The 21,878-nt window shown below is 70.1% G+C and carries 24 protein-coding genes, 1 tRNA gene and 1 riboswitch; of the genes, 14 read left to right on the top strand and 11 right to left on the bottom strand.

The annotated features are described in order from the left end of the window. Positions 1-95 precede the first annotated feature (95 nt). The gene (locus ABD212_RS03065; protein ID WP_344091070.1) at positions 96-950 is read right to left on the bottom strand and encodes a transglutaminase-like domain-containing protein; all 855 of its coding nucleotides are present in this window, start codon (positions 948-950) and stop codon (positions 96-98) included. A gap of 293 nt (positions 951-1,243) precedes the next feature. On the opposite strand from ABD212_RS03065, the gene ABD212_RS03060 reads away from it, so the two are divergent. Then, entirely contained in the window at positions 1,244-1,897 is a 654-nt protein-coding gene (locus ABD212_RS03060; RefSeq protein ID WP_344091067.1) for an SGNH/GDSL hydrolase family protein, read from the top strand. Positions 1,898-1,941: 44 nt separating this feature from the next. After that, positions 1,942-2,014, top strand: a tRNA-Arg gene (locus ABD212_RS03055). A 54-nt stretch (positions 2,015-2,068) separates the two neighbouring features. On the opposite strand, the gene ABD212_RS03050 is transcribed toward ABD212_RS03055, so the two are convergent. Beyond that, a complete protein-coding gene (locus tag ABD212_RS03050) occupies positions 2,069-2,455 on the bottom strand; it encodes a glucose-6-phosphate dehydrogenase (protein WP_344091065.1) in 387 nt (128 codons plus the stop codon). 101 nt (positions 2,456-2,556) lie between these two features. Here ABD212_RS03050 and ABD212_RS03045 point away from each other — a divergent pair, with 101 nt between their 5' ends. Then, positions 2,557-2,985 (top strand): cupin domain-containing protein, encoded by a 429-nt coding sequence (locus tag ABD212_RS03045; protein ID WP_344091063.1) that lies wholly within the window; start codon positions 2,557-2,559, stop codon positions 2,983-2,985. Positions 2,986-3,341: 356 nt separating this feature from the next. On the opposite strand, the gene ABD212_RS03040 is transcribed toward ABD212_RS03045, so the two are convergent. The 5 genes from ABD212_RS03040 to ABD212_RS03020 form a co-directional block, all read right to left on the bottom strand. Beyond that, complete coding sequence (locus tag ABD212_RS03040) at positions 3,342-3,662, bottom strand: DMT family transporter (RefSeq protein WP_344091061.1); 321 nt, start codon at positions 3,660-3,662, stop codon at positions 3,342-3,344. 12 nt (positions 3,663-3,674) lie between these two features. Further along, positions 3,675-3,739, bottom strand: a riboswitch (guanidine-III (ykkC-III) riboswitch). 26 nt (positions 3,740-3,765) lie between these two features. Further along, the gene (locus ABD212_RS03035; RefSeq protein WP_344091059.1) at positions 3,766-4,686 is read right to left on the bottom strand and encodes a CPBP family glutamic-type intramembrane protease; all 921 of its coding nucleotides are present in this window, start codon (positions 4,684-4,686) and stop codon (positions 3,766-3,768) included. A gap of 1 nt (position 4,687) precedes the next feature. Then, entirely contained in the window at positions 4,688-5,959 is a 1,272-nt protein-coding gene (locus ABD212_RS03030) for an MFS transporter (protein WP_344092395.1), read from the bottom strand. A 53-nt stretch (positions 5,960-6,012) separates the two neighbouring features. After that, complete coding sequence (gene trmB, locus ABD212_RS03025; protein WP_344092393.1) at positions 6,013-6,675, bottom strand: tRNA (guanosine(46)-N7)-methyltransferase TrmB; 663 nt, start codon at positions 6,673-6,675, stop codon at positions 6,013-6,015. Between the two features lie 89 nt (positions 6,676-6,764). Then, the gene (locus tag ABD212_RS03020) at positions 6,765-7,601 is read right to left on the bottom strand and encodes a DUF3097 family protein (protein WP_344091057.1); all 837 of its coding nucleotides are present in this window, start codon (positions 7,599-7,601) and stop codon (positions 6,765-6,767) included. A gap of 156 nt (positions 7,602-7,757) precedes the next feature. Here ABD212_RS03020 and ABD212_RS03015 point away from each other — a divergent pair, with 156 nt between their 5' ends. From ABD212_RS03015 to ABD212_RS03000, 4 genes are all read left to right on the top strand, one after another. After that, a complete protein-coding gene (locus ABD212_RS03015; protein ID WP_344091055.1) occupies positions 7,758-9,758 on the top strand; it encodes a TPM domain-containing protein in 2,001 nt (666 codons plus the stop codon). A 104-nt stretch (positions 9,759-9,862) separates the two neighbouring features. Further along, positions 9,863-10,624 carry a PspA/IM30 family protein gene (locus ABD212_RS03010; RefSeq protein ID WP_344091053.1) on the top strand — a complete coding sequence of 254 codons (762 nt, stop codon included), beginning with the start codon at positions 9,863-9,865 and terminating at the stop codon, positions 10,622-10,624. Between the two features lie 126 nt (positions 10,625-10,750). Then, positions 10,751-11,572 (top strand): arginase family protein, encoded by an 822-nt coding sequence (locus ABD212_RS03005; RefSeq protein ID WP_344091051.1) that lies wholly within the window; start codon positions 10,751-10,753, stop codon positions 11,570-11,572. Continuing rightward, positions 11,569-12,033, top strand: a complete 465-nt coding sequence (locus ABD212_RS03000; RefSeq protein ID WP_344091049.1) for a Fe-S oxidoreductase — start codon at positions 11,569-11,571, stop codon at positions 12,031-12,033. Before ABD212_RS03005 ends, ABD212_RS03000 begins: the two co-directional genes overlap by 4 nt. Here the strand turns inward: ABD212_RS03000 and ABD212_RS02995 are convergent. The 4 genes from ABD212_RS02995 to ABD212_RS02980 all read right to left on the bottom strand — a co-directional run bounded on the left by ABD212_RS02995 (position 12,025) and on the right by ABD212_RS02980 (position 14,491). Further along, positions 12,025-12,576 carry a hypothetical protein gene (locus ABD212_RS02995; protein ID WP_344091046.1) on the bottom strand — a complete coding sequence of 184 codons (552 nt, stop codon included), beginning with the start codon at positions 12,574-12,576 and terminating at the stop codon, positions 12,025-12,027. The two genes, ABD212_RS03000 and ABD212_RS02995, sit on opposite strands and share 9 nt — an antisense overlap. A gap of 153 nt (positions 12,577-12,729) precedes the next feature. Continuing rightward, positions 12,730-13,194: an SIP domain-containing protein gene (locus ABD212_RS02990; RefSeq protein ID WP_344091043.1), complete on the bottom strand. Its 465-nt coding sequence runs from the start codon at positions 13,192-13,194 to the stop codon at positions 12,730-12,732. 53 nt (positions 13,195-13,247) lie between these two features. After that, positions 13,248-13,985 carry a tyrosine-protein phosphatase gene (locus ABD212_RS02985; protein WP_344091041.1) on the bottom strand — a complete coding sequence of 246 codons (738 nt, stop codon included), beginning with the start codon at positions 13,983-13,985 and terminating at the stop codon, positions 13,248-13,250. Further along, complete coding sequence (locus ABD212_RS02980; protein ID WP_344091039.1) at positions 13,982-14,491, bottom strand: carboxymuconolactone decarboxylase family protein; 510 nt, start codon at positions 14,489-14,491, stop codon at positions 13,982-13,984. The genes ABD212_RS02985 and ABD212_RS02980 overlap by 4 nt, the downstream gene beginning before the upstream one ends. Before the next feature lie 60 nt (positions 14,492-14,551). Between ABD212_RS02980 and ABD212_RS02975 the strand changes: the two genes are divergently transcribed. From ABD212_RS02975 to ABD212_RS02945, 7 genes are all read left to right on the top strand, one after another. Further along, positions 14,552-15,514: an alpha/beta fold hydrolase gene (locus ABD212_RS02975; protein WP_344091038.1), complete on the top strand. Its 963-nt coding sequence runs from the start codon at positions 14,552-14,554 to the stop codon at positions 15,512-15,514. Between the two features lie 142 nt (positions 15,515-15,656). Continuing rightward, a complete protein-coding gene (locus ABD212_RS02970; RefSeq protein ID WP_344091036.1) occupies positions 15,657-17,165 on the top strand; it encodes an ABC transporter substrate-binding protein in 1,509 nt (502 codons plus the stop codon). Further along, the gene (locus tag ABD212_RS02965; RefSeq protein ID WP_344091033.1) at positions 17,162-18,112 is read left to right on the top strand and encodes an ABC transporter permease; all 951 of its coding nucleotides are present in this window, start codon (positions 17,162-17,164) and stop codon (positions 18,110-18,112) included. Before ABD212_RS02970 ends, ABD212_RS02965 begins: the two co-directional genes overlap by 4 nt. Before the next feature lie 107 nt (positions 18,113-18,219). Then, on the top strand, positions 18,220-19,155 hold the full coding sequence (locus tag ABD212_RS02960) for an ABC transporter permease (protein ID WP_344091031.1): 936 nt from the start codon (positions 18,220-18,222) through the stop codon (positions 19,153-19,155). Continuing rightward, positions 19,152-19,940 carry an ABC transporter ATP-binding protein gene (locus tag ABD212_RS02955; RefSeq protein ID WP_344091029.1) on the top strand — a complete coding sequence of 263 codons (789 nt, stop codon included), beginning with the start codon at positions 19,152-19,154 and terminating at the stop codon, positions 19,938-19,940. Before ABD212_RS02960 ends, ABD212_RS02955 begins: the two co-directional genes overlap by 4 nt. Beyond that, a complete protein-coding gene (locus ABD212_RS02950; RefSeq protein WP_344091027.1) occupies positions 19,937-20,743 on the top strand; it encodes an ABC transporter ATP-binding protein in 807 nt (268 codons plus the stop codon). The genes ABD212_RS02955 and ABD212_RS02950 overlap by 4 nt, the downstream gene beginning before the upstream one ends. Before the next feature lie 68 nt (positions 20,744-20,811). After that, positions 20,812-21,876 (top strand): M4 family metallopeptidase, encoded by a 1,065-nt coding sequence (locus ABD212_RS02945; protein WP_344091025.1) that lies wholly within the window; start codon positions 20,812-20,814, stop codon positions 21,874-21,876. The last annotated feature ends 2 nt before the right edge of the window (positions 21,877-21,878 follow it).

The following is a 21,878-nucleotide window of genomic DNA, read 5'->3' as shown; positions in this document are numbered from 1 at the left end:
CCCCAAGTCTACGGGCGGCCCCCTCGGCCTCCGCAGTCGCGGGCGGCGTGCGGGCCATGACCGCCGGGAGCCTACCGGACGAGGCGATAGGCGGGTCAGGCGAACTGGACGAGGGAGGTGAAGTCGTCCGTCACAGGCGCCGAGGGGTCGGCGTCGTGAGCCCACAGCGTCTCGAGCGCCCCGTCCGGCGCGACATCCGGCATGACCCAGGCGTCCACCCGCATGCGCTGGAGGCCGACGTAGCCGCCGTGATAGCTGAGGAAGGCGCAGTCCGCGGCATCCCGCCCCGTCGCGATGCGCACGAGGGACTGGCGATTAGCCAGCTTGGTGCCGTCGATCACGTACCAGGCGCCGTCGAAGTACGCCTCGGCGACGGCGTGGAAGTCCATCGGCCGCAGGCCCGGGGCGAAGCAGGCGGTGTAGCGCGCCGGCATGTCCATGGCGCGCAGCAGCGCGATCACCAGGTGCGCGTAGTCGCGGCACACACCCTGGCCGGTCATGAGAGTGGTCACGGCGCTGTCGGTTCCGTGGCTGAGGCCGGGTGTATAGGCGGTGCTCGTCGCCACGAAATCGGACACCGCGGCGATCAGGTCGTGACCCTGCAGCCCCTTGAACTGACGGCGGGCCTGCTGGAACACCTCGTCCGACTGGCAGTACCGGCTCGGACGCAGATATGTGATGGCCTCGAGGTCGCTCGTGCGGCTCGTCGAGATCTGTCCGTCGACCGTCGCCTGGTAGCGCACTTCGAGGCGCCCGGCCTCCCCCGTGAAGCGGTGCAGACGGCTCCCGGACTGGTCGACGATCTCGGTCGGCGTGTACACGCGCTCGCCCTGCGTGAAGGTGATCTCCTCGCTCGCGAGGGGCACTCCCTGGGCCGCCGTGATCTGGAAGATGAGGTCGACGGATGACCCCAGGTCGAGGTCCAGTTCGGCGGTCAGGATGCGTTGCACCGAAGTATCCTCGCATGCCCTGACGGGTGCTCCGCACGGCGATCTCACAGTCTGCGGAGGCCGCGGATGGGAACGGTCCCAACGGCGCGGATCGCGATCGCTCTCGAGAGCTCTCGCGGTGACGTAGCCTCTATCCATGCACGCGCCCGGACGCCCCCGCGCACGGCGTCCGTGGCAGCCGATCGTCGGCGCCGCGATCGCCGTCGCCCTGGTGTGCGCCGTGGCGGTGTGGCGCCCTTGGGCCGTGCCGTCGGCACCCGTGGCGGGGGCCCGAATCAGCGCCTGTCGCGGCGGTGGCCCCGGCTCCCCTGGCAGTCCCCCACGGCGCGCGGGTGCTCATCTTCGGCGACTCCTGGGTGTACGGCTCCGCGGCGATCATGCCGTCGCTCGGATTCGCGTATCGAATCGGCGAGGCGGAGGGCTGGGACACCGTCGTCGACGGCGTCCGCGGCAGCGGGTACCTCAAGCGCGGTCAGGATGGCGGAAGCTATGGCGAGCGGATCGCCCACCTCGATCCCGCGCTCCGCCCCGACGTCGTCATCGTCGAGGGATCCATCAACGACCGGCGGGTTCTCGCGAAGGGCTACCGCACCGCCGTCACCGCCGCGTGGGACGAGCTCGCGGCGCTCTACCCCGACGCACGGGTCGTGATCCTCGGACCCGCACCCCAGGTCCTGCCGGTCGAGGCGACCACGGCGCACATCGACAGGGATCTTTCCGAACTCGCCGCCGCCCGCGGCTGGTGGTACATCTCGCCCATCGCCGAGGACTGGATCACCCCATCCAACTACCGCAAGGTGATCGACACCGGCGTCGGCAAGAACCATCCGACGACCGATGGCCACGCCTACCTCGCGGAGCGACTGGCTGCTGATCTCGCAACCCTGGGCGAGGGGGCGGATGTCGCCGCCGGCGCCCCGCTCGAGGAAGCGCCCTCGGGACCCTAGGGCGAACAGGAGCCCGCGACGCGGGTGGTAATCTCGATCGGTACGCCTCCGTAGCTCAGGGGATAGAGCGTTGGTTTCCGGTACCAAAGGTCGCAGGTTCGATTCCTGTCGGGGGCACGGATGGAAAAGGGTCGGCTCGAGAGGGTCGGCCCTCTTTCGTACGCGAGGACCTCAGACGACCTGCAGGCCGCAGTTCCCGCACTGGCCCGTCGCCGAGACCTCGATGAAGCAGTCCGGGCACATCGCGCGCACCACATCGGACGCAGCGGGGCTGCGATGCGCGGCCGGCCGCCGTTCGCCGCGAACCGGATTCAGTGCGGGTGAGGACACGGTGACCTGCACCCGCGGCACATGCTCACTGCAGTAGAACCGCACGTATCCGTCGTGGTGATGCGGATGCCGGTGCTTCACCGCCCACAGCTCCGACCGGCTGCGCAGCTCGGAGCCGCCGCCGCAGACGGAACAGCGGCTCATCTCGCCCGGCACGACATCCGCGACCAGCATCGGGGTCTCGAACGGGATGGCGTCACGCCAATCTGCGGTCTTCGCGACCCTCATGTCGTGCCTTCCTCTGCGACTAGCTTGATCGTCCCACGCGAACCTGTGAACCTGTGACCGCGTCCGGCCCGAGGGCGCACCCGAACGGATACTGTGACGACGTGGGCGACTACCAGGTGCTGGAGACGGGCGGGCTCGACCAGTGGCGCGAGCACTACGGCGGGTTCCGGCCGGCGAGCTCGCGCGACGGCCGGCGGGTGGTCGACCACGACATCGCGTCGCAGTACATCGGCATGACCGCGAACGCGTTCGAGCCGGGCGAACAGGCAGGCTACTGGCATTCGCACTCCCGCATCGAGGAGCTCTACGTGTTCCTCACCGGGCGTGGCCAGATGGGGCTGGATGACGATGTCGTGGATGTCGGCCCGGGCACCGTCGTGCGGGTCGGCCAAGGCGTGTGGCGAACGTGGCGCTGCGTGCCGGACAGTCCCGACGAGCTGCGATGGCTCTGCATCCGAGCCGGCGGATACGAGCTTCCGCGGTTTCCGGACGACAGCCAGCGCGACGAAGACCGCCCGCCACCCTGGTAGCCGCGGCCGCGAGGCGGCCGGTGGTGAGACCTCAGCGCCAGCCGCTCATGCGGTGGCCGGATGTCCGTATGCCGACTGCTCGAGCCCGCGGATGTAGCCGATTGCGAAGAGCCGGCCGAGCGCGGCCGGGTGCACCGGACGGCCGCGGGACGGCACACGAAGATCGCCCCGGCGCCGAAGCACCGGGGCGATCATCTGCGATCTGCGGTCTCTGTGTCCGGTCCCCTTGCGGGTTCCTCGTCTCCGTTTTCTCTTCGCAAGAGAAGAATCGCGCAGCAACCGAACGGCCGTCAAGAGTTCACCGGAAAGTCACTTCTACGTCATGTTGAAGGTGAGGATCCCGGCATCCGTCGGCCCTATTCGTGACCCACGAGCTTCAATCCGATCACGCAGCCGACGAGCCCGAGGATGAGCAGCAGCCTGACGATCGAGAACGGCTCGGCACCCGTGAACATCGCGTAGGCGACCGTCAGCGAGGCGCCGATCCCCACCCACACGGCGTACGCGGTACCGGTCGAGATGTCGCGCATGGCCCAGGCGAGCCCGCCCATGCTCGCCAGCAGCGCGACGCCGAAGACGATGCTCGGCCAGAGCCGGGTGAAGCCCTCCGACTTGCCGAGCGCGGTCGCCCAAACGGCTTCGAGGATGCCGGATGCGACAAGGATGACCCACGACATGGGACTGACCTCCACGGCCAGTCTTGTCGCTCACCGGGTACTGATCCGTCGTCCGGGGATCCGGGTGGGATCCAGCTCCAGGGTACGGGGCGTGCCTGTGCAGTCACCGGGCAGCGTCGACGAGGAACAGCCAGTCCAGCATGCCCGGGTTGTGGGCGTGCACGAGAACGAGGAACACGACCGCGTCGAACAGGAGGTGCACAGTCACGACGTATCCGAGCGAGCGCGTCTTCATGAAGATGAAGCCCTGCAGCAGCGCGAATGGGATCGTCAGGACCGGCCCCCAGGCCTGGTACCCCAGCTCCCACAGGAACGAGACGAACACGACCGCCTGCAGGACGTTCGCCTGCCAGAACGGGAAGTGGCGTCGCAGCAGCGCGAACACGGTGCAGATGAAGAAGAGCTCGTCCCAGATGCCGACGCTTCCGACGCCGACGAACAGCCGCGCGATCAGCTCCGGGGTGTCGACGACCGGCCAGTTGAGATACACGCCGGTGGTGATGAAGTAGAACGGCAGGATCAGCCAGCCGAGCACGAGCACCGCGACCAGCCACGACCACTGGAACGCCGTCCAGCGCACGCCGCCGCGCCACGGAAACCTGATCGCGCGGTCCCGGTAGGCCCATCTCGATATCACGTACGGCAGCGCAACGGCCCCGCCGAGTCCAAGAGCGAAGCGGACGAAGGCGAAATCGTCGAGACGGGCGGCGAGCGGGATGGCGCTGACGATCAGCAGGCCGATCGCGATGAGCGAGAGATCGCGCACCAGGCTCGCGGGGCGGATGCCGGCGCCGGGCACGGTCCCGATGGGCGCCGGGCCGGCGGAACCCGGTGGGGCCGCGGCATCCGTCCCGCGAATCAGCAGCGAACTCGCGACGCCTGCCGCGAGGAGCAGCCAGCCGAGCCACGGCAGTCGGACCAGGAAGAACGCCGGAGCCGCGAGGCACACGAGCAGTGCGGGGATGAGCGCCCATGACCAGCCGGGGAGTGCACGCACCGGGACGGAGGCAGGATCGGCAGGCATGTCAGCGGTCCAGCGGGTGGGCGATCTCGTCCTGCGGCATCTTCGCGACGATGATCGCCACGATGCCGAACAGCAGCGGCAGCACTCCCGCGAACAGGAAGATCACCGGGATCGGGACGACCTCGGCGACCGGTCCGGCGAGCGCCATCGACAGCGGCATGAGCGCGAGCGACACGAAGAAGTCGAGACTCGAGATGCGGCCGAGCATGTGCGTCGGGACGCGCCGCTGCAGCAGGGTCCCCCATATGACGTTGCCGAAGCTGAACCCGAACCCGCACACGAATACGACGGCCAGCATGACCCAGTACTGATCGGTGACCCCGATGAGCACATAGGGCAGGGTGCACAGCCCCCACACCAGGTTCATCACGGTCAGGTAGCGACGGGGCAGCGGTCTCGACGACACCACGATCGACCCGAGGACGCCTCCCAGCCCGTACACGGCGAGCAGGAAGCCGAACCAGCGCGGGTCCACCCCGATCCGCTCGCGGGTGATGAACGGCAGCAGGACCTCATCCGGCCCGATGAACACGAGGACCCAGCCACTCGCGTACAGCAGTGTCCACAGCAGCCACGGGGTCTTCACCGTGAACTGAACGGCCTCCTTCAGGTCGTGGAAGACGCTCTTGGTCGTGTCCGACGGCTCCTCCGAGGCGAGGACGGGCTCGGGACCCTGAAACAGCAGCAGCACGAGGGCGCAGCCGTGCGCGATCGCGATCGCGAGCGCGGCATGCGTCGGGACCATGACGGCCGCGACGATCACGCCCGCGACGGCGGGTCCCGCCGCCTGCTGCAGGGCGGGCCGGATCGCCCCCTCGAGCCCGTTGGCTGCGAGCAGCTGCTCGGGCGGCAGGATGCGCGGCAGCATCGCGCTGTAGGCGGGGAAGAAGAATCCCGCTCCCGCGCCGAGCGCGAACGCGACGATCGCGAGATGCGGGATCGTCACGACGCCGAACCATCCGGTCACGACGACCGAGGTGATCGCGACGAGGTTCAGCAGCTCGACGAGCCGGACGATGAGCCGCCGCGACACCCGGTCGGCCACGATCCCGCCCGGGACCGCGCACAGCAGCAGCCCGACCGCGTTGGCCGCGGCGACCAGCGAGAGATCGAGGGGTCCGCCGCCTGCGCCGATCACCGAGTAGACCATGACGACAGCCCACATGCCAGCCGCGAAGACGGAGAGCACGACCGCGCTGAACAGCACGCGGAAGTCGCGGTTGCCGAGGGGCCGCAGCATCCGCCACGGACCGGTCACCGCGCGCTCCGGCATCCCGATCGAGTGCGTCGGAAGCGGCGTCTCCTCTTCGGGGCTGCGGTGCTCGGTCATGCCGCCTGCCGGCGGTACGCGAGGTCCCGGATGTCGCGCCCCGCTCGGGTGCCCTTCCGTTCGAACGCGGTGAGCACCCGACCGTCGAAGCGCGGCGCCCATTCCCCCTCGAAGTCCCGTGCGAAGCCGGACGCGCCGTCCAGCACATCGCGCATCTGCAGGGCGTAGTCCTGCCAGTCCGTCGCGAGCCGCAGCATCCCGCCCATGCACACCGCGGCGGCCGCGATGGCGGCGAACCGGGGTGTCACGAGCCGGCGCTTCGTGTGCTTGTTCTTGTGCCACGGGTCGGGGAAGAAGATCCACAGCTCGGAGACGGATGCCGCGGGCAGCAGGTGCTGCAGCACCTCGGGCGCGTTCGCCTCGACGAGCCGGAGGTTGTCGACCCCCGCCCTGTCGGCGTCGAGCATGGTACGGGCCAGGCCCGCCCGGAACACCTCGACCGCGAGGAAATCCGTGCCGGGGCGGGATGCCGCGGCATGCACGATCGCGTGCCCCTGTCCTGAGCCGATCTCGACGACGAGCGGTGCGACGCGTCCCCAGTGTGCGGCGGGGTCGAGCGTCGAATCCGGCCGGACGCTCGTGGCCGCCGCATCCCGCGGCGCCGGGATCACGTAGCGGGGCGCGAGGTCGATCCACGCGCGCTCCTGGGCATCCGACATCCGGCCGCTGCGTCTGACGAACGAGACCGGCCGGTCGCGGAAGGGTTCTGGCACTCCCCCAGGCTAATTGCCTCCCCCGGCCGCCCGAGTCAGGGCGCCGTGACGTAGTCGATGAGCTCTTCCACCCGGCCGAGCAGCGCCGGCTCGAGATCGCGGTAGGTCGACACCTTGCCGAGGATCCGCTGCCACGCGCGGGCGATGTCGGCCTGGTCTCGCGCCGGCCAGCCGAGTGCGCGGCACACGCCGACCTTGAACTCGACTCCGCGGGGCACGACGGGCCAGTTCGGGATGCCGAGTGCCTGCGGCGTGACGCACTGCCACACATCGATCCAGGGGTGGCCCACGATCCTCACGTGGGCGCCGTGCCGGCCACGAGCGATCCCGTCCGCGATGCGGGACTCCTTCGAGCCGGGAACGAGGTGGTCGACGAGCACGCCGTAGCGGCGGTCCGCGGACGGCGGCTCCTCGTCGAGCATCGCTGGGAGCAGATCGATCCCCTGCAGGTACTCCACGACGACTCCCTCGGCGCGGAGGTCGTCGCCCCACACCTTCTCGACGAGTTCGGCGTCGTGGCGACCTTCGACGAGGATGCGGCTCGCGCGCGCGGTGCGGGCTCGCGCGTCGGCCGCAGCGAAGGATCCGGATGCCGTCCGCCGTGGGCCGGCCGACACCCGAGCGGCCGGCTGCACGAGCACCACATCGGCCCCGTCGATGAGGAATCCCGGCCCGAGCGGGAAGAGACGGCGTCGTCCCCGTCGGTCCTCCAGCTCGACCATGCCCGACGACACCGTCACGACGGCGCCGCAGTAGCCGTCGTCGGCCACCTCTATCACCAGGTCCTTGACGGCCTCGACACGAGGAAGCTGCCGGGCGCGCTGCTCGCGCCATCCTGCCGCCAGCACGTCTGCGCCGTACCGATCGTCCATGTGCCCTCCGAATCGGCAAGGCTACCCGGGGGTCCCCGATCCGCGGCGCAGCGACCCGCCACCGCCGGCACGGGGCGTCGCAGACTACCGTGGCCCGCCCGCGCCTGCATAGACTCGCGTGGGGGCAGGATCCCGCGTCCCCAGGAGAGGGTATCGATGCGTTCGCGATGGGCGGTGACGCTCACGGCAGCCCTGACGGCTGTGATCCTGGCGGCCGGGGGAAGCGCATGGGCCACCGACCCGGTGAATCTCGGATCCGGCCATGTCCTGGACGAGGCGGACGTGCTCACCAGCGCTCAGGAGGCGCAGGCGCAGCAGCGCATCGATCAGCTGAAGGCCGACACCGGCCTCGACCTGTGGGTCGTGTTCGTCGGCACCTTCACGAATCCCGCCAGCGCACAGGAGTGGGCGAACCAGGTGGCGTCCGAGAACGGACTCGGACCCAGCCAGTACCTGCTCGCCGTCGCGACCGAGGGGCGTCAGTACTACCTCTCCGGCGATCCTTCCGGCCCGGTGACGGCCGACGAGCTCGCGACGATCGAACAGCAGCGCATCCAGCCGGCGCTGGCGAACCAGGACTGGCTCGGCGCGGTCGACGCCGCCGCCGCCGGACTCTCGGACGCCGTCGGCAAGAGCGGCGGCGGCTCGGGCGGCGGCGGCGGCGTGCTTACGGTCACGCTGGTCCTGCTGGCGGTGGCGGCGGGGATCGGCATCATCGTATGGCTCGTCATCCGCAATCGCCGGCGGAAGGCGGGCCTGGCCCCAGGCGGGGCCGGTCCTGCCGTGGAGCAGATCCCCACCAAGGACCTGGAGCGTCAGGCCGCTTCCGCGCTCGTCGACACCGACGATGCCGTCAAGACGAGCACCCAGGAACTCGGCTTCGCCAAGGCGCAGTTCGGCGATGCCGCCACCGTCGATTTCGAGCAGGCGCTCGCCGACGCCCAGCAGAAGCTGACCGAGGCCTTCACGCTGCAGCAGCAGCTCGACGACGCGACGCCCGACACCGAGCAGCAGACCCGCGACTGGTACTCGCGCATCATCGCGCTGTGCCAGCAGGCGAACTCGGAGCTCGACGAGAAGGCCGCGGCCTTCGACGAGCTCCGCAAGCTCGAGCAGAACGCCCCTGAGGCCCTCGCACGCGCACAGGGCGAACGCGAGAAGGCGGCCGATGGACTGGCCGGCGCCGCCTCGCGGCTTCAGACCCTCACGTCGTCGTATGCGGCCGAGACGCTGGCGACCGTGACCGACAACCCCGAGCAGGCCACACAGCGGATCGCATTCGCCGATCAGCAGCTCGCGGCCGCCCAGGCGGCGGTCGCGGCGGGCAACGGCGGCGAAGCCGCCGTCGGCATCCGGGCCGCGGAAGAGGCGATCGCCCAGGCGGCGATGCTCGAGGCCGCGATCGACAAGCTGGGCGCCGACCTCGCCGCCGGCGAGACGAGCGCCGCCGCGCTGATCGCGGAACTCGAGCAGGACGTCGCGGTGGCAGCATCCCTCCCCGACGCCGACGGGCGCGTCGCGGCCACCATCGCGGCGACCAAGCAGCAGATCGATGCCGCTCGCGCCAACCTGGCGAGCAGCGCGAAGCGCCCGCTCATCACCCTGCAGGCCCTCGAGGCGGCCAACCAGCAGATCGACGGAGTCGTGAAGAGCGTCCGGGATGCCGCAGCCCAGGCCGACCGCGCGCGTCAGATGCTCGGTCAGGTCATGACGCAGGCGCAGGCCCAGGTCTCGGCGGCCGAGGACTACATCACCGCACGCCGCGGCGCTGTCGGCGCGCAGGCGAGGACCCGCCTCGCCGAGGCCGGCGCCTCGCTCGTCCGGGCCCAGCAGCTGCAGGCGACCGATCCGCAGCAGGCGATGCAGCAGGCCCAGCGCGCGGACCAGCTCGCGGGAGCCGCCATCCAGCTGGCCCAGACCGACGTCGGCTCGTTCGGCGGCGGCATGGGCGGGATGTTCGGCGGCGGCCAGCAGGGCGGCAGCAGCAGCGGGATGCTCGGCGCGGTGCTCGGCGGCATCGTCATCAACTCCCTGCTCAGCGGCGGCGGCTCCTCGGGTGGTCTCGGGGGCGTGTTCGGCGGCGGGGGCGGCGGATTCAGTCCCGGCAGCTTCGGCGGCGGCGAGACCCGCGCACGCCGAGGGGGTGGTCGCTTCTGACCGCACGCAGCACGCCGCGGAGGCGGCATCCACAGCTCTCACGTGACCGACTCGACACCACAGCCGCCGGCAGGCGCAGAACTCACCGATAGGAAGGAACACCCATGGCGAAGCAGTCCATCTTCGGCCGAATCTCCACCCTGATGAGGGCGAACATCAACGCGATCCTCGACTCCGCCGAAGACCCGCAGAAGATGCTCGACCAGCTGGTGCGGGACTACACCAACAGCATCGCGGATGCCGAGTCGGCCATCGCCGAGACGATCGGCAATCTGCGCCTCCTCGAGCGCGACCACCAGGAGGACGTCCAGTCGGCCGCGGAGTGGGGCAACAAGGCCATCGCCGCGAGCCGCAAGGCCGACGAACTGCGCCGCGCGGGGAGCACGGCGGACGCCGACAAGTTCGACAACCTCGCGAAGATCGCGCTGCAGCGCCAGATCAGCGAGGAGAAGGCGGCTCAGGCCGTCGAGCCGACCATCGCTGCGCAGACCGAGGTGGTCGACAAGCTGAAGGTCGGCCTGAACGGCATGAAGCAGAAGCTCGGCGAACTCAAGTCGAAGCGCTCCGAGCTGCTCGCCCGCGCCAAGACTGCTGAAGCGCAGACCAAGGTCGCCGACGCGGTCAAGTCGATCGATGTACTCGATCCCACCAGCGAACTCGGCCGGTTCGAAGACAAGGTCCGCCGGCAGGAGGCCCTCGCGGCCGGCAAGCAGGAGCTCGCAGCATCGTCGCTCGACGCGCAGTTCGAGAGCCTCGAGGACGCCGGTGAGCTCACCGAGGTCGAGGCGCGGCTTGCCGCGCTGAAGGCCGGCTCCGCGCCGGCGCAGGCCGCGATCGACGCCGCCAGCGCACCGTACACGCCGTAACACGGCGATCGCGGACTCGGGCGTCGCTCCCCTGGCGGGTGCGGCGCCCGAGTCTCTTGCGGCAAGCGATCAGCGGATGCCGCATCCGGCGTGTGCGCGGTGCGGGGCGTGAGAGATGATGAGGGGATGACACGTTACCTCGTCGTTCCGCAGTGGCAGGGCAGTCCGTCATCCCGGGCCATGCAGCTCATCGACGGGGCTCAGGCCATCGCAGGCGACCTGCCGCGGTCGGCGACGACGATCCTCGACGTGCCGATGGAGGCGGGCGAGTCGCTGGGGACCGGCATCCATCGCCTCAGCGCCCTGCAGCACACCCGCGAGGTCGTGGACGCCGCGCTCGACGGCCAGACCGAGCCGGTGCTCACCGTCGGCGGCGACTGCGGCGTGGCACTGGCCCCCATCGCGCACGCGGCACGTCGGGTGCCGGGTCTTGCGGTGGTGTGGATCGACGCGCACCCCGACCTCAACACGCCGGAGACTTCACCTTCCGGGGCGTTCAGCGGCATGGTGCTGCGCGCCGTGCTCGGCGACGGCGACCCGGGCTTCTCGATCGAGCGGGGTGTGATCGAACCCGGTCGCGTGATCGTGGCTGCGGCCCGCTCGTTCGACGACGCTGAGCTGGATGCCGTCGGGTCGCTCGGGATCACGACGATCTCGGTCGAGGCGCTGCGCGACCCCGAGGCGCTCGCCACAGCGGTCCGCGAGACCGGCGCGGAGGGTGTCTTCGTCCACGTCGACGTGGATGCGCTCGACCCGGCCGAGCTCGCAGGCAACGCGCACCCCGAGCCGTTCGGCGTCACCGTGGGCGAGCTCACCGCGGCGATCGGCCGGCTCCGCGCGGCCGTGCCGCTGGTCGGATCATCGCTCGCCGGGTATTCGCCGGCCTCGCTGAGCGCCGCGGACGACGACCTCGGCGCCATCCTGCGGATCATCGGCGCGCTGGCATGAGCCCGATCCCCACGCCGCCCGAGGGCTGGCGCGAAGCCGCCGACCGGGCCGTCGCACGCGGCCGGCGCTTCGACCGCCTCATCCCCGGCATCCTGCTGGACTCGCCCGTCAGCCGCGCAGGCTGCTGGTACGGCTCGACCGTGGGCTGGGTGTGGGGGTCGCTGTGGAGCACCGGGCGGGTGGAGCAGCGGGGCGGGCTGTGGATCTTCCGGGGGATGCCGAAATGGGCGTTCCCCCGCGGTGGGACGTGCGCGGGAGGCTGCTTCCTCACGGGCGACCTGCCGGTAACGGATACGCTGCTGCGCCACGAGGCCGTGCACAAGCGCCAGTGGGAGCGCTACGGATTCCTCATGCCCGTGCTGTATCTGCTCGCCGGCCGTGATCCGCTGCGGAACCGGTTCGAGATCGAGGCCGGACTCGAGGACGGCAACTACGTCCCGCGAGGTGCAGGCTCAGGCTGATTCGAGCTGCACCGCGGCACTGCGCCCCACGCGATACACCTGCCGGCCGAGCGTGAGGACGACGGCGAGCGGGAACACGATCCAGAAGAGGTTCGGCAGCACGGCCACCATCAGGAAACCGACGAGGTCGCCGCGCTCGAGCGACTGGCGGGTCATCTCCAGACCGCTCGAGATCTCGACGAGGAAGTAGAGCACGGTCTTCCAGAACGTCGCGACGGTCACGATCAGTGCCACGACCACTCCCGACCATTTCTTGGCGTGCACCAGCGCCCACACGATGAAGATCACCTCGAGCAGGTTCGCCCAGCTCTGCGCGCTGCCGAAGGAGTCGACCGTGCCATACCGGTGGTCGAACGTGGCGTAGAAGACATGGCCCGGCCAGAAGCCCGCGAGCGGCCCGCCGACGTGCGAAAGGGATCCGAGCAGCACGTAGCACGCGTCATACGTCTGGATGAAGGCCGAGATCGAGAGCCACACGATCACCCACACGGGCATTCGCAGATCACGGGCGGAGAGGACCAGGGGGGATGCGGTGGCAGTCATGGGCACGACTGTAGGGGCTCGTCCCGGCCGGCGTCGAACTCCCGTCCGCGTGTGTCGAGCCACTGGCGGACGCGCGGCGCCGCCGAGAAACCACATTCCTGTCGGGACACCACTCGACGCGCTGCGTCTCGGCGGGGAGGTGGTTTCTCGGCGTCAGTGAGCCGTCGTCAGCCCGTACTGCTCGGGGGCGTGGATCGACTCCGGCGCGACGCCGTTGCGCGATGTGAGGTGGTCGACGATGTCAGCGGTGCCGAGATAGCCGCCCAGCAGGTGGATGCGGGTCTCGTCGTCCTCGTCGCAGAGCATCTCGTCGGCCCACGCGGTCACGGCGCGGGCGAGCGCCTGCCCGGGCGCGCACGCGCGCCCGGTTCCCGGGTCGCCGGTGCGCTGCGATCGGTCGAGCCAGGTCACGACCATGCGCGCCGGGGCGACCACGACGCCGTGCCAGGCGGCATCCGGGATCTCGATGAACACGCGACCGGTCGAGCAGATCGGCAGCGTCGCCAGCAGCGCCTCGAGCTCGGCGAGGGATCCCTCGTCGGCGGTGATGAGCTGCTGAACGCGCGTGTGCCGCTTCGCGCGGCAGGCTGCGTCGTTGTGCTCGGACATGGCGGACATGATCACCCAGTATAGCTGAGCATAGGCTTGCCTAACCTGTGTTGCTCCTGATCTCACTCCTCGACGACGAGCACGCGCCGCAGTTCGGCGATCTCGTCGTCCGTGAGGCCGTGCGCACGCAGGTAATCCCCCGCAGACCCGTACCGTTCGCGCACATCCGCGAGGAGCGCCTGCATGACGGGTGCCGGCGACTTGGTCGCGAGATCCTCGAGGTGGACGGCCTCAGGATGCGAGGAGCGCAGCGAGTCGACGATCTTGCGACTGCGCCACGCGGGCAGCAGGGTCTCGGTCCGGGCGTAGTCCGCGACGACGGCGCCTTCGTCGACGCCTGCGGCCGCGAGCGCGAGCGCCACGGTGACGCCGGTGCGGTCCTTGCCGACCGTGCAGTGCACGAGCACGGGCTGGTCGGTCACGATTCCTCGCACGACGTCGACGACTCCCGCCGCGGAATCGGCCACGAGTCGCCGGTACATCTCGTCGAGGCCGATGTCGTCGGCGAAGAACGACGCGACCGACCCGAGGAACAGCGGCACCCGCTGGGTGACCAGATCGAGGCCCTCGACGCGGCTCGGCGCGTGCGAGACCTCTTCGTCGGCGCGCAGATCGATGATGCGCCGGATGCCGAGACCCCGGAGAGCCGTGATCCCCTTCTCGTCGAGCTGGGCGAGCTGGCCCGACCGGTAGAGCACCCTCCCGCGGGTGCGGCCCGCCCCCGCGCTGAGGCCGCCCACATCGCGGAAGTTGACGGCGCCCGGAACCAGCGGCGCGTCCAGGTGCAGGCTCTCGGTCACCACGCCTTGCCCGATGCGGCGTCCCGGTCCTCGCGCGAGAGGTCTTCGCGGGGCGGAACATGGTAACGCCCGGCGACCGCGATCCGGTTGAACGCGTTGATCGACACGAGGATCCAGCTGAGCGCCACGTATTCGGCTTCGGTGAGGATGCCGCCGACCCTGTCGTAGACGTCATCGGGGATGCCGTCCTCGCCGATGAACGTGTACGCCTCGGCGAGCTCCAGGCCGGCGCGCTCACGGTCGGAGAACACCCCCGACTCGCGCCACACCGGCAGCTGGGCGATGACATCGACGGTGACGCCGGCCTTGGCCGCCCGATCGCCGTGCACGCGGACGCAGTATGCGCAGCCGTTCAGCTGCGAGACGTGCACCTGCACGAGCTCCTTGAGCCTGTCGTCGATCCCCGATTCGGCCGCGATCGAGCCGACCGTCTTCGAGAACGCCGCGAGCGCCTGATACGCCTTCGGGGCCGAACGCGACAGATGCACCCGGGGTTGTTCGCTCATGCCGCCAGCCTAGCGAGGGCGCCGTGACCGGGTCGGCCGCGCGTTTGCGAGAATGTGCGGGTGACCGAACCCATCGACGAGTTCTCGTTCCTGGCCGAGCAGGCCGCCGAAGCCGGCATCGACCGGCCCGCACCCCGCGGCGAGCGCCTGACGCTGACGCTTCCCGACGGCCGCACGCTCAGCGCGCTCCGATACGTCCCTGCGACGAGCTCCGGAAGCCCCGCGGCCGGGTCACCCGTGGTGACATTCCTCCACGGCGCCGGGCTCAACGCCCACACCTGGGACACCACCATCCTCTCGCTCGGGCTCCCGGCCATCGCGATCGATCTGCCCGGACACGGCGACTCCTCGTGGCGCACCGACGCCGCCTACGTGGCGCGGGTCCTCGCGTCGGATGTCGCGGCCGGCATGGACGCCTGGACCGACGGGCGGCAGGTTCTCGTGGGGCAGTCGCTCGGGGGGCTCACCGCGGCGGCGGTGGCGGCATCCCGCCACGACCTCGTGCGGGAGCTCGTCGTCATCGACATCACCCCCGGAATCGACCCGAACGCAGGCCCGACGCAGATCCGGGAGTTCTTCGCCGGACCGACCGACTGGGCCACGCGCGACGAGCTCGTCGACCGCGCTCTCGCGTTCGGGCTCGGCGGGTCGCGCTCCGCCGCCGAACGCGGTGTGTTCTTCAACTCGCGCATCCGCCCCGACGGACGGGTCGAGTGGAAGCACCACTTCGCCCACCTCGCCGCGGCGATGAACGCCGCTCCGGCGGGTCCGGCGACGGAGCCGTCGCAGGACGCGCTCGCCGCCGTGCTCGGCGGGGCCGGCTGGCAGGACCTCGCCGCCGCCCAGGCACCCATCACTCTCATCCGCGGCGACCGCGGCTACGTCACCGAGGCGGATGCCGCGCAGTTCCGCGAGCGCGTGCCCGCGGCATCCATCATCACGGTCTCGTCGGGACACAACGTGCAGGAGGAGCAGCCGGTCGATCTCGGAGCCCGCCTGCGCGAGCTCACGGGGAAGGATTAACGCTTGTGTTGCGTTCCGATCAGCAGGTTCGGCTGGCTCATCCTGCACTCTCTAGGCTGGGGTGACGCACCAGCACATGCGCCGATCCAACCCGGCATCGGCGCCCGCACAGCACGCGGACACCCGTCCCGGAAGGAATTCCATGCTCCGTCGCACCGCACTCGCCGCGGCTTCCCTGCTCGCTGCGGGGGCGCTCCTGCTGACCGCCTGCACGGGTGGCGGCGGGACCGCACCCAGTGACACCGGCACGCCCGATCCGGGTGCCTCGGCGGTGATCCGCCTGGTGCTCGAGCCCGGCAACCTCGACATCCGTCAGACCGCGGGATCGGCGCTCGACCAGATCCTCATCGACAACATCTACCAGGGCCTGGTGTCGCGCACTCCGGAGCAGGATATCGTCCCCGCGCTCGCGAGCGATTGGAAGGTGTCCGGCGACGGACTGACGTACACGTTCACGCTGCGTGAGGGCGTGAAGTTCCACGACGGGCAGGACCTGACGCCGCAGGACGTGGTGTGGTCGCTGCAGACGCGCAAGGACACCGCCGACTGGTCGGACTCGGCTCGGCTGGCGAACGTCGACTCGATCACCGCCGACCGGCAGACCATCACCCTCAAGCTCGCCCAGCCGGACTCGTCGCTGCTGTGGAATCTGACCGGGCGGGCCGGGCTCATCCTCAAGCAGGGCGACAAGGTGGACTACAAGACCAAGGCGAACGGCACCGGCCCCTACGTGCTGAAGGACTGGGTGCAGGGCGACAGCATCACGTTCGATCGCAACGACTCGTACTGGGGCGACAAGGCCAAGGTCAAAGAGGTGGTGTTCGATTACATCCCCGACAACCAGGCGGCTCTCAACGCGGCGCTGGCCGGCGAGGTCGACGTGCTTACCGGGTTCGACGCGAACCTGAAGGAGCAGATCGAGGGCAACGGCGACTTCGCCCTGAAGCTCGGCAAGTCCACCGACAAGGGCACCCTGGCGATCAACCAGACCTCGGGGCCGCTCGCCGACAAGCGGGTGCGACAGGCGATCCGCCAGGCCATCGATCACAAGGCGATCATCGAGGCGATGGGATCCGGGCAGACCCTCTACGGGCCGATCCCCGAGCTGGATCCCGGTTACGAGAACCTGTCCGACGTCGCACCCTTCGATCCGGAGGCCGCGAAGGCGCTGCTCAAGGAGGCGGGGGTGAAGGACCTCAATCTGACGCTGACGATCCCCAACTTCTACGGAGCCACGATCCCGCAGATCCTGGTGTCGAACCTCAATGACGTCGGCATCACCCTGAAAGTGAACGCCGTCGACTTCTCAACCTGGCTCAACGACGTCTACGTCAACCACGACTACGAGCTGTCGTTCGTGCTGCACACCGAGGCACGCGACTTCGAGAACTGGGCGAATCCGAAGTACTACTTCACCTACGACAACCCGCAGGTGCAAAGCCTGTACAAGCAGTCCCTCGCCGCCACCGATCCCGCCGCCGCCGCCGACCTGCTCAAGAAGGCCGCCCGGATCGTGTCCGAGGACGCCGCCGCCGACTGGCTGTACAACGGCGCATCCGTCGTCGCCATCGGCAAGCACATCGACGGGATGCCGACCACCAACGTCAACGAGCGCCTCAACCTCGCCCAACTCGCCAAGAGCGACGGGTGATCAGATACACGCTGACGCGACTGGCCCTGCTGCTGCTCGGGCTGCTCGTCGCCAGCGTGCTCATCTTCCTGACGCTGCGGGTGCTGCCGGGTGATGTCGCTCAGCTGATCGCCGGCGTGAACAGCACCCCGGCGCAGGTCGAGGCGATCCGGCTGCGGCTCGGTCTAGACCAGCCGCTGCCGGTGCAGTACCTCGACTGGATCGGCGGTGTGCTGCGCGGTGATCTCGGAACGTCGCTGCTGACCGGATCGAGCGTCGCGGACGAGCTCGCCCAGAAGGCGCGGGTGACTGTTCCCCTGGGGATCATGGCGCTCACCATCGCGGTGCTGTTCAGCGTGCCGTTGGGGGTCATCTCGGCGATGCGGCGCAGCCGGCGCAGCGGCACGGTGTTGAGCGTGGGGGCCCAGACGCTCGCCGCGGTCCCGGTCGTGTGGGCCGGCATGATGCTCGTCGTGGTCTTCGCGGTCTGGCTCGGATGGCTCCCCGCACAGGGCTTCCCGCGCAGCGGCTGGGAGGACCCCGGAGCGGCGTTCCGGTCGCTGCTGCTGCCGGCCCTCACGATCGGCATCGTCGAGGGGGCGATGCTGCTGCGCTTCGTCCGCAGCGCCACGCTGCAGGCGGTCGGCCAGGACTACGTCCGCACCGCCGCTGCGAAGGGGCTCACGCGCGACAGCGCGCTGATCCGCCACGGGCTGCCCGACGTCGGCCTCTCGGTCATCACGGTCCTGGGCCTGCAGGTCGCGGGGATCATCGTGGGCGCTGTCGTGATCGAGCAGCTGTTCTCACTGCCCGGGATCGGCCGGATGCTCGTCGCCGACGTGGGCGCGCGCGACCTGCCCAAAGTGCAGGGGGAGCTGCTCGCTCTCACCGCGTTCGTCCTCATCGTCGGGTTCGTCGTCGATCTCATCCACCGGGTGCTGGACCCACGGCAGCGGGAGGCGTCTTGAGCGGCTCGACGCCGGACTCTTCGACAGGCTCCGGAACGGGTCCCGGACGGGCGGCGGCGGGCGGCCCGTCTGCCAGCCGGAGTCCTGCGGCCGGGGCCGCTCCCGCGATGAACGACGCTCGCCCGGCGGCTCGCGATCGCTCGGCACGGTCCCGATGGACATGGCTGCGCCGCCTCTGGGGGCTGTCGACCGGCCGCTTCGGCATCATCGTCGTGATCGTCGTCGTCCTCACCGCGATCGTGTCGCTGCTGTGGACCCCCTTCGACCCGGCGCGGGTCGACATCGCGCATCGGTGGGCGCTGCCCAGCTGGCCGCACCTGCTCGGAACCGACGGGTCGGGCCGCGACATCCTGAGCCTGGTCATGGCGGGCTCCCGCACCACGGTGATCGTCGCCGTCGGAGCGGGCATCGTCGCGACCGTGATCGGCATCGCCCTCGCCGCCCTCGGTGCGCTCACGGCGCGCTGGGTGCGGGAGTCGGTCGCCGTCTTCGTCGACATCCTGATCGCCTTCCCCGTGCTGATCATCGCGATGATGATCTCGGCCGTGTGGGGCGGTTCGCTGTGGGTCGTCATCTGGTCGGTCGGCATCGGCTTCGGCGTCAACATCGCGCGCGTCACACGCCCCGAGCTCCGCCGCGTGCTGCGCAGCGAGTTCGTGCTCGCCGGTCGGGCGTCGGGTCTGACCCCGACCCAGAACCTGGTGCGGCACCTGCTGCCCAACGTGGCTCCCGTGTTCATCGTCCAGCTCTCGTGGGCGATGGCGGTCGCGGTCCTCGCCGAGGCGGGCCTGTCCTACCTCGGCTTCGGCGCACCGGTCACCCAGCCGTCGTGGGGGCTGCTGCTCGCGCAGCTGCAGCAGTACATCACGGTGTACCCGCTGTCGGTCGTGCCTCCCGGGGTCGCGATCACGGTGACCGTGCTGGGGCTGAACCTGCTCGGCGATGCCCTCCGCGAGGCGACCGACCCGACCCTCTCGCACGGCCGCGATCCTCTGCATCCGCCGCGCGGATCCATCCGCCACGTCCCCGAGGTGGTCTCATGAGCCTCGAGGTGCAGGACCTCACGATAGAGATCGACGGTCGCCGCGTGGTGGACGGCGTCTCGTTCGCGGTTGCGGACGGCGCGCGCGTCGGTCTCATCGGCGAATCGGGATCGGGGAAGTCGCTCACCGCGCTCGCGATCCTCGGGCTCCTGCCGGACGGCGCGGTCGCAGCCGGCAGCGTGCGCTGGAACGGCCGCGAGCTCATCGGGCTGCCGGACCGCGAGCTCGCCCAACTGCGGGGCGACGAGATCGGCATCGTCTTCCAAGAGCCGCGCACTGCCCTCAACCCGATCCGCACCGTGGGCAGGCAGATCGCCGAGTCGATCCGCATCCATGAGAAGGCGTCGAAACGGGATGCCGCGACCCGCGCGGTCGCCGAGGCACGGCGCGTCGCGCTCCCCGATCCGGAGCGCATCGTCGGCCGGTATCCGCATCAGCTCTCAGGCGGCCAGCGCCAGCGCGTCGCGATCGCGATGGCGCTCGCGTGCCGGCCGCGGCTGCTGATCGCGGACGAGCCCACGACGGCACTGGATGTCACCATCCAGGCGGAGATCCTCGAGCTGCTGCGGTCGCTGGTGGAGGACGACGGGATGTCGCTGGTGTTCATCACCCACGACCTCGCCGTCCTGTCGCAGATCGCGACGCACGGCGTGGTGCTCGACGACGGCAGGGTCGTCGAAGCCGCACCCGTCGCCGAGCTCCTGACGGCGCCCGCGTCTCCGGTGACGCGGGGGCTGCTGCGGGACGCGACCGCGACGCTCTGGCGCCCGGGGGGTGTCGCATGAGCGACATCCTGATCCGGGCCCGAGGGCTCACCAGGCGCTACCCGGCCCCGAAGACCCGGCTGTTCGAGAGGAAGGTGTTCACCACGGCGCTCGACGACGCCGACCTCGACGTCCGCGACGGGTCGGCCGTGGGCATCATCGGCGAGTCGGGCTCAGGCAAGTCGACTCTCGTGCGACTGCTGCTCGGCCTCGATGTGGCCTCGAGCGGCACGGTCGAGCTCGACGGCCGCACCGTCGACGCCTCGGCTCGCGCGCGGTCGCTGCACTGGCTTCGACGTGAGACCGGCATCGTGTTCCAGGATCCCTACGCCTCGCTCGATCCCCGGATGAGCGTGGGCCGGATCGTCGGCGAGCCGCTGTGGGCGCTGGGAATCGAGGGCGACCGCCGCGCGCGCGTCCGCGAAGTGCTCGAGGATGTCGGCCTCGAAGCCGGGATGGCGGATCGGTACCCGCACGAATTCTCCGGCGGTCAGCGGCAGCGCATCGCGCTCGCCCGCGCGATCGCCCATCGCCCGCGACTGCTCGTGGGCGATGAGCCGCTGTCGGCCCTCGACGTGACGGTGCGGGCGCAGATCCTCGAGCTGCTCGCGCACCTGCGGGTCAGGAACGGCCTGACGCTGCTGCTGGTGTCGCACGACATCGGCGTCGTCCAGAACCTCTGCGATGAGGTCGTGGTGATGAAGGACGGGCGGATCGTGGAGGAGGGCCCCACCGAGAAGGTGCTGCTGCAGCCGCAGGTCGCGTACACCCGGCGACTGCTCGCGTCGATCCCCACGATCGACCCTCGCGCCGCGGCATCCTGAGGACTCACCCGAAACGCACCGTGGTGTCGCCGGCCGCAGCGTCGTGAGGGGCGACTAGCGTCGAGATCATGACGCACGAGATCGTCCCCCCGTACCTGCTCGCGCGGATCGCCGCCGTGCAGGATCCCGAGCTGCAGAAGGCCGCCGAGGCCGCGCGCGCAACCCTCGCCGCGCCGCGGCACTACGGTCCGGCAAGGGCGCGGCTGCAGCTGTCGATCGAGGACGGCGACACACTCGTCGCCGAGACCGCGCCGGCCCCCGATCGCGAGATCTCCGACGCCCACGGCACCACCACTCTTCCCGGAAAGCATGTGCGAGGAGAGGACGATCCGCCGACCGGGGACGCGGCCGTCGACGAGGCGTTCGACGGACTCGGTGCGACATTCGATTTCTATTGGGACGCGTTCGGCCGCAACAGCTACGACGGCAAGGGCGCTTCGCTGCCCGCGACGGTGCACTACGGCCAGGACTTCGACAACGCGTTCTGGAACGGCAGCCGCATGGTGTTCGGCGATGGCGACAATCAGATCTTCAAGGGATTCACGGGGTCGCTCAGCGTGATCGCGCACGAGGTCAGCCATGGGCTCGTCGAGGTCGAGGGCGGACTCGACTACCAAGGGCAGCCGGGATCCCTCAACGAGTCGATCGCCGACGTGTTCGGCGTCCTCGCCGAGCAGCACCGGTCGGGCCAGACCGTCGATCAGGCCTCCTGGCTCGTCGGCGAGGGCATCTTCACGGATGCCGTGCAGGGCCGCGCCCTGCGGTCGCTGGCCGCTCCCGGCACGGCGTACGACGACGATGTGCTGGGCAAGGACCCGCAGCCCGCCCACATGGACGGCTACGTCGTCACCGGCGACGACAACGGCGGCGTCCACATCAATTCCGGCATCCCGAACCACGCGTTCTACCTCGTCGCGAAGGCGCTCGGAGGGCACGCCTGGGAACGAGCGGGGCTGATCTGGTACCGCGCCATCACCGGCGATCTCCCGCCCACAGCCGACTTCGCGACGTTCGCGAACGCGACCCTCGCGGCGGCCTCGGCGGAGTACGGTGAGGGTTCGAAGGAGGTCGACGCCGTTCGCAGCGCGTGGGTCGGCGTCGGAGTGCTCGAGGATGGATCGACGACAGGATGAAC

The sequence above is a fragment of the Microbacterium deminutum genome (assembly GCF_039530205.1).
GTDB lineage: Bacteria > Actinomycetota > Actinomycetes > Actinomycetales > Microbacteriaceae > Microbacterium > Microbacterium deminutum.
Note: the sequence above shows the minus strand (reverse complement) of the source record. Positions and strands in the feature narration are given on the sequence as shown.

Bases quoted from the DNA above. Each gene is read 5' to 3' on its own strand.
- ABD212_RS02960 (WP_344091031.1), top strand. From the start codon at position 18,220: ATGAACGACGCTCGCCCGGCGGCTCGCGATCGCTCGGCACGGTCCCGA.
- ABD212_RS03035 (WP_344091059.1), bottom strand. From the start codon at position 4,686: ATGCCTGCCGATCCTGCCTCCGTCCCGGTGCGTGCACTCCCCGGCTGG.
- ABD212_RS03050 (WP_344091065.1), bottom strand. From the start codon at position 2,455: ATGAGGGTCGCGAAGACCGCAGATTGGCGTGACGCCATCCCGTTCGAG.
- ABD212_RS03030 (WP_344092395.1), bottom strand. From the start codon at position 5,959: ATGCCGGAGCGCGCGGTGACCGGTCCGTGGCGGATGCTGCGGCCCCTC.
- ABD212_RS02995 (WP_344091046.1), bottom strand. From the start codon at position 12,576: ATGACTGCCACCGCATCCCCCCTGGTCCTCTCCGCCCGTGATCTGCGA.
- trmB (WP_344092393.1), bottom strand. From the start codon at position 6,675: ATGTCGGATGCCCAGGAGCGCGCGTGGATCGACCTCGCGCCCCGCTAC.
- ABD212_RS02955 (WP_344091029.1), top strand. From the start codon at position 19,152: ATGAGCCTCGAGGTGCAGGACCTCACGATAGAGATCGACGGTCGCCGC.
- ABD212_RS02950 (WP_344091027.1), top strand. From the start codon at position 19,937: ATGAGCGACATCCTGATCCGGGCCCGAGGGCTCACCAGGCGCTACCCG.
- ABD212_RS03005 (WP_344091051.1), top strand. From the start codon at position 10,751: ATGACACGTTACCTCGTCGTTCCGCAGTGGCAGGGCAGTCCGTCATCC.
- ABD212_RS03020 (WP_344091057.1), bottom strand. From the start codon at position 7,601: ATGGACGATCGGTACGGCGCAGACGTGCTGGCGGCAGGATGGCGCGAG.
- ABD212_RS02990 (WP_344091043.1), bottom strand. From the start codon at position 13,194: ATGTCCGCCATGTCCGAGCACAACGACGCAGCCTGCCGCGCGAAGCGG.
- ABD212_RS02945 (WP_344091025.1), top strand. From the start codon at position 20,812: ATGACGCACGAGATCGTCCCCCCGTACCTGCTCGCGCGGATCGCCGCC.
- ABD212_RS03010 (WP_344091053.1), top strand. From the start codon at position 9,863: ATGGCGAAGCAGTCCATCTTCGGCCGAATCTCCACCCTGATGAGGGCG.
- ABD212_RS02970 (WP_344091036.1), top strand. From the start codon at position 15,657: ATGCTCCGTCGCACCGCACTCGCCGCGGCTTCCCTGCTCGCTGCGGGG.
- ABD212_RS03015 (WP_344091055.1), top strand. From the start codon at position 7,758: ATGCGTTCGCGATGGGCGGTGACGCTCACGGCAGCCCTGACGGCTGTG.
- ABD212_RS03000 (WP_344091049.1), top strand. From the start codon at position 11,569: ATGAGCCCGATCCCCACGCCGCCCGAGGGCTGGCGCGAAGCCGCCGAC.
- ABD212_RS03040 (WP_344091061.1), bottom strand. From the start codon at position 3,662: ATGTCGTGGGTCATCCTTGTCGCATCCGGCATCCTCGAAGCCGTTTGG.
- ABD212_RS02980 (WP_344091039.1), bottom strand. From the start codon at position 14,491: ATGAGCGAACAACCCCGGGTGCATCTGTCGCGTTCGGCCCCGAAGGCG.